The organism is Chamaesiphon sp. VAR_48_metabat_135_sub (genome assembly GCF_031418915.1).
Taxonomy (GTDB): domain Bacteria; phylum Cyanobacteriota; class Cyanobacteriia; order Cyanobacteriales; family Chamaesiphonaceae; genus Chamaesiphon.
Map to the genome: position 1 here is coordinate 1 of NZ_JANOJV010000026.1, position 6,062 is coordinate 6,062.

The window sequence follows — 6,062 nt, forward strand, 5'->3', positions numbered from 1 at the left end:
ATTAGTTCGGCATCTTCTGAAAAGACAAATTTCCATTCACCGAGACGTTTACCCAAAACTTGTACTGATGTCCAGCCAAAGATTTTTTCAGCCGTAGCCGACCATCTAGATACTCTAAAATCTCGATCCCATTCGATTGCCGCCAGCGGAGAATTTTCAAAGTGAAAATTTAGTTTTTGGAGCGCGTCGCGCAAGCTATTCTCAGTCTGTTGAAGGTCGCGCGTGCGTTCGATTACCCGCTGTTCTAATTCATTTTTTGCTTGACGGAGTGCAGTATCTGTGCGTTCGCGCTCGATCGCGTATCGAATCGATCGCAGCAATAAGTTGCGATCGACTTGTCCTTTGATTAGATAATCTTGCGCTCCTTGTTGCATTGCCAAAAGAGCTAAAGTTTCATCATTTAAGCCTGTCAAAACGACGATTGGAATATTCGGAGATCGATCGCGTAATTTGAGAAAAGAGTCGATTCCTTGGCTATCTGGGAGGGAAAGATCGAGCAGGATGATGTCAAAGGGAGGAGGTGTGAGTGGGATGTTTTCAGTACTTATTGATAACTGTTCTATTGCAGCGGCTAGTGTCATTACGGGGGTAATCTGACACCGAGTGGTGGTAACTTCTCGAAGAATTTCTTGCAACAACCGGATATCACCAGGGTTGTCTTCAACAAGCAAAATGTTGAGAACAGTAATCATCGGTTAGGGGATAGGGAATAGGGGATAGGGGATAGGGCAAAGGGTAAAGGGTAAAGCAAAGTTTAAAGGATAAAAATTTTAATTAGATCCTCTCTATTTTTCTATTCCCTAACCCCTAGCCCCTAACCCCTATTCCGGTGGTAACTGAACGATGGCGAACCAAAAATCGGCGATCGATTGAATAATATGAATGAAGTGGTTAAAGTCTAGGGGCTTGGTAATAAAGCAATTGGCGTGGAGATTATAAGCTTTGAGGATATCCTCTTCGGATTGAGAAGTTGTGAGCACAACGATCGGAATTCGCTGCAATTTTTCATCCGCTTTAATTTCAAGTAACACTTCCCGTCCGTTTTTACGGGGCAAATTCCAATCTAGTAAAATTAAATCGGGGTGAATGGCTTGATGATATTCGCCGTGACGGTGCAGAAAATTCAGGGCTTCGACACCATCAGCTACCACACTTAAATTAACATTGATTTCTCGATCGGCTAGAGCAATTCGGGTTAGATTTACGTCACCAGGATTGTCTTCAACTAGTAAAATTTCAATGGGGCGGCTGTTTATGGGCATGTTGAGAAGAGATACTACCTACTGCTGGGATTAGAAAGTAGAATGTCGATCCATAACACTCTGGCTGTGCAGGTAGAGATTGAGGCAACACTGAGTCCAATCTCATCGGTGTAGAATCTACCCAAATTGTACCACCATGACGCTCGATGATTTTTTTACAGATGGCCAAGCCGATGCCCGTACCTGGATAGTTGACTCGCGTATGTAAGCGTTGAAAAATCACAAAAATTCGATCGAGATATTCAGCTTCGATCCCGATCCCATTATCTGTCACCGCAAAGCACCAAGCCGATCGAGTCACAGGGATCTCCTCAGTTGATGGTGAACTTAAATCGATGTGTGGTGGGGCATCGCAGCTTCTGCCACTCGGCGCAGAACTGTGACTCTGGATGCCTGCTCCTGAGAGGGTGGGAGTGGGGCTGAGGGTATTTTGGTTGAGGGCATCGATCGATCTCACACTAATATGAATTTTGGGTGAGATTTCCCGCCGAAATTTAATCGCATTAGCAATCAAATTTTGAAACACCTGTGTCAATTGGGTGGCATCGCCCCAAATTTCTGGGAGTGGATCGTGAGTAATTACGGCGGTACTCTCGGTAATCGCGACTTGAAGGTTGGAAATTGCATCTTGGAGTACTAAATCGCATTTGACCAGATCGAAGGGCTGTCCGCGACTGCTAACGCGGGCATAGCTCAGTAATGCTTGAATCAATGCTTGCATTCTCGCCGCACCATCTACGGCATAATCGATAAATTCATCAGCATCTCGATCGAGTTTACCCTGATAGCGACGGGACAAGAGTTGGAGATAGCTAATCACCATGCGGAGCGGTTCTTGGAGATCGTGAGAGGCAATATGTGCAAACTGCTCTAGCTCGGTATTCGATCGCGCGAGTTCTTGGCGTTGGAGCTGTTCTTGTTCGAGTAATTGGGATTGAGTCAGGGCAATCCCGATTTGAGTGGCGAGTTGTGATAGAATTTCCACCTCATTTGGTTGCCATTCTCGCGGTGCTTGACAGTGATGAACGATTAATAATCCCCACAATTCATCTCGCAGGTGAATCGGCACGATCGAACTCGCCTTAACTGCAAACTTTTGTAAGAATTCTACATAACAGGGTTCAAATCCGCCTTGGGTGATATCGGTAACAGTATAGACTCGCCCCTGTGCGTATCGAGCATGATAAGTTCGATCGAAACAAGGATCGACAATCGTACTCCCCATCGCCACTGGATAACCAGCTAGAACTTTTTCCTCGACGATCGTCCCAGAGCCATCTGCCTCGAACCGAAAAATCAAGACTCGATCGACTTCCAACAGTTTTTGGACTTCTTCTACCGCAGTTTGTAAAATCTCCGCTAATTTTAGGGATTGGCGAATTTTTTGCGAGATTTCTCCAGATAGTTTTGCTTGTTTCCGCAGTCTGACTCGATCGCTAATATCAATTACAGTCGAGCGACTGCTTAGATAATTTCCGCGATCGTCTTTAATCGCAATTACTGTCGTACTTATTGGTACAATTTGTCCATCTTTACGCACTAGATTTAGTTCTAGATCGTGAATCCAGCCGCGTGTTTTGACAATCGAGAAATTATGATGAAATGTTTGAATACTTTCGGGAGCGAGTAAATCAACAATATTTTTACAACCAATTATTTCTGACTCTTCATAACCTAACATTTGCAATTCGGTACGATTAATTCGCAAGAATTGTCCGGTTGAATTGAGAGAATGATATCCACAGGGAGCATTGTGGTATAACTCTTTGAATTCAGCAACATAATCTCGCAGTGTCGATTCAGCTTGGCGTTTTTTAGTGAGATCCCAATGTACTAACCCATATAAAATCCCCAGCAATAGTAAGTCTGATAAACCAGATATCCCAAAGGCAATTTGGGCATCAGCTAAACTTTTTCGGGATTCAATTCGCAGTCGATCGACACTGATTTTTTCCGATTCATCTAAGCTAGTAATAATTTCCCTGATTCGAGCGATCGATCTTTGCCCCCCTTGGGATAACACAATTTGATTAGCTGGTGTCAATACCTGTGCCTGTCGTTTATCGATCGTCGCGCTCAATTCCCGCAGATGACGATCGATAGTAATCTTAAATTTCGCGCCTAGTTTCTGCCGATGGGGTTTTAAATCCACCAATAATTTTGACTGAGTGTGGATGTTGGAAATATCGATCCGATGGGCTGCTAGATATTGGGGATTATTGGTCAGCTCGTATTCTCGCTGTCCCATTTCAATATCTTTCAATGCCAAAAGCATCTTTCCCAAAATAGCAATTTTATCATCACTATGAGACTCCAGTCGGTTATTTTCGGCAATCTTACTAATGCTTTGATAAGCGGTCGCCGCATTGATCGCCAACACTAGTAAAGTAGCAACGAAGCCGATCGATACCTTGTCAGAGGTGACAGTTTTCATCAGACGATCGGTTTTCAACTTTCAACATTTCGACGACACTAAATCCAATCTTTCTGTAAGGGCCGAATCTGTAAAATTGATTCATACTCAGCTAGGAATTGAATCTAAGACCCACCGCTAATCAATTATCAATTATCTACCCTACCCCAGCCACATTGAGAATCGACATCCGCGTCCAAACAGATTTCTGAGTGTAAATCTCACTGATATGGGATTGACAAGCCGCATAAAAAACGTACTCAGCAATTACCATATTCTCGTCTGCACCTAGCAACATATCGACGAGCGAGCTGGCAGAGCTAAAGCTTTGGAAACTACATAAACTCGGATCTTTGGGGGTAAAGTATCCGGCGGATAGATAATCGATCGCTTGGCGAATCTCTGGATAATACTTATAGTAATTATATGGATCGTAGCCATATTCTTTGAACATCGCGATTTCGGGGATTGCCAATCCAAAGCAAAAGCAATTTTCTTCACCAACGGTTTGTTTTAACCAATGATTGGTTTTACCCAAACTCCCGATCGATATTACCCCATTAATGGCAGCTTGAAGTTTACTCACATCTACATCTTCAATCGCCGCTGTCGCTATATGCTGTGTCAGATCTGCAGCAGCATATAGCTGGCTCGTGAGGGCGGCCGATTCTGGGATATAAACTATCTGTAATTTCCCATTGACATCAATATCCGCTGCCAATATTTTCGCCAGGGATTGGATTAACGCTAAGATCGCTAGATTACTATCGCGGACGTTGGTAGATTCATCTTCTGCCGTTTCTTCCTTCCCCATCTCGATTGGTTCGACTTCGCCCAGATCGCCAAAGATAAAGGTACGCGGCAAAATATCCAGCTCTGGATGCTGCTTAACTTGGTTAAATAGAGTAATGATGTGGAGAATATTTAACAGTTGCCGTTGAGATCCGCCGATTGGCTGCAACTGAAGATCGAACAGCGAATTAACATCGATCTTAATTCCTTGAGTTCGAGCCAAATAACTGGCTAGGGCTTGCTTATTTGCCTGTTTAACGGCACTCCATCGCGATTGCAGTAGGGGATCTTCCGCTAGTGGTGTTAACTGCTGGAGATCTTCTATATGGGTGATCCAGCGATCGCCGATCGTGTCTGTCACCACACCAGCCAGACGTGGATTTCCCGCTAATAGCGATTGACGTGGGTTGAATTCTAGATCCACCTCTGAAATTCGGGATTGTGGATCGACTGTCAATAGTTCGGCATCGACTAACCACCGATCGCGATTTTTCTCTACTTTTTGAGTCTGCGACACAGACAGTGGCATCATCCGTTTATCAGTACTAGTTTTGCGACTGGGCGCATGAAATTTATGAGGAATTTCTGCTAGAGCCGCCTGTGCAGTCCGCAACAACGTTCCGCTAATTCCTGTCCGAAAATTAATACTTTCAATCATGATTTAGATTCCTTGGCAGTGCGACTGTCAACGTCAAGATTTAATCCGTCCTCTGTTCGAGAGGATTTTGATAGCTAACATCTCAACTCAACTACTTGGGGGCCATTCTAGCTTAGAAATTTGAGGAACTTGTGAGGATCGATCTCAAATTTGCAATTAATATTCCTGAATTTGGGAGATAGATGAGATGGGCTGATAAATTTAAGGTGGGCTAGCAGTCTGTCGGAGAATCGGGATTTCTGCTCAAACAGACTTGCTGTAGGGTGTGTTAGCGGCAGCGCAAGCGCACCCTCCGAAGGCTTTATGCTTTCAAAACATCCTCTCACAGCCCTCCAAACCATTCATATCCCAGATCTTCCCAATAGCCGCGTTTTGGTAGCAATTGACTGGTAATAATTACTTCTGTCACCCACTTACTCTGTTTATATCCCAGTTTAATCGGTGCCGCCAATCGTAACGGCGCACCATTTTCCGCTGGTAAATCTTGCCCATTCATTTGATAAGCCAACAAAGTTTGGGGATGAACTACTGATGCTAAATCCCAACTCTCATAATAGCCATCAGCGGATTTGAAATACACATATTTAGCACCAGATTTAGGTTGTGCTAGTGTTAGTAAATCTCGCAATCTGACCCCACCCCACTGGACGATCGCCGCCCATCCTTCTACACATACCTGTCGAATTACCATTGAGGTAAATGGTAACTGTTGAATATCTGTCATCTTTAATTTCAGGGGATTAGTTACTTCGCCAGAAATATTCAGTCGAAAATCTGCCAGATCGATCGATGGTGTACCGCGAAAACTATTGATAATTAATTTATCCGGTTCGATCGCCGTTATCGGAAATTCTGGTGTCAGATTTGGAGATAATAATAATGATTGCACCCATTCATTAATAGGCATCGAAATTCGCCCGATCGGATCGTAAAGCAA

General features: G+C 44.0%; 5 protein-coding genes. All 5 read right to left on the reverse strand.

Features of this window, described 5'->3' with window-relative positions:
* The coding region (locus RMO55_RS02140; RefSeq protein ID WP_310422784.1) for a response regulator at positions 1-692 on the reverse strand (692 nt) is incomplete at its 3' end.
* 129 nt (positions 693-821) lie between these two features.
* Positions 822-1,262, reverse strand: coding sequence for a response regulator (locus tag RMO55_RS02145; RefSeq protein ID WP_310422787.1), 441 nt, complete (start codon positions 1,260-1,262; stop codon positions 822-824).
* Positions 1,237-3,714: a GAF domain-containing protein gene (locus RMO55_RS02150; protein ID WP_310422791.1), complete on the reverse strand. Its 2,478-nt coding sequence runs from the start codon at positions 3,712-3,714 to the stop codon at positions 1,237-1,239. Before RMO55_RS02150 ends, RMO55_RS02145 begins: the two co-directional genes overlap by 26 nt.
* A gap of 118 nt (positions 3,715-3,832) precedes the next feature.
* Complete coding sequence (locus tag RMO55_RS02155) at positions 3,833-5,125, reverse strand: glycogen/starch/alpha-glucan phosphorylase (protein ID WP_310422794.1); 1,293 nt, start codon at positions 5,123-5,125, stop codon at positions 3,833-3,835.
* A gap of 322 nt (positions 5,126-5,447) precedes the next feature.
* Positions 5,448-6,062, reverse strand: a 615-nt coding sequence (locus tag RMO55_RS02160) for a molybdopterin-dependent oxidoreductase (RefSeq protein WP_310422796.1), incomplete at its 5' end; no start/stop codon positions are given.

Bases quoted from the DNA above. Each gene is read 5' to 3' on its own strand.
- RMO55_RS02155 (WP_310422794.1), bottom strand. From the start codon at position 5,125: ATGATTGAAAGTATTAATTTTCGGACAGGAATTAGCGGAACGTTGTTG.
- RMO55_RS02145 (WP_310422787.1), bottom strand. From the start codon at position 1,262: ATGCCCATAAACAGCCGCCCCATTGAAATTTTACTAGTTGAAGACAAT.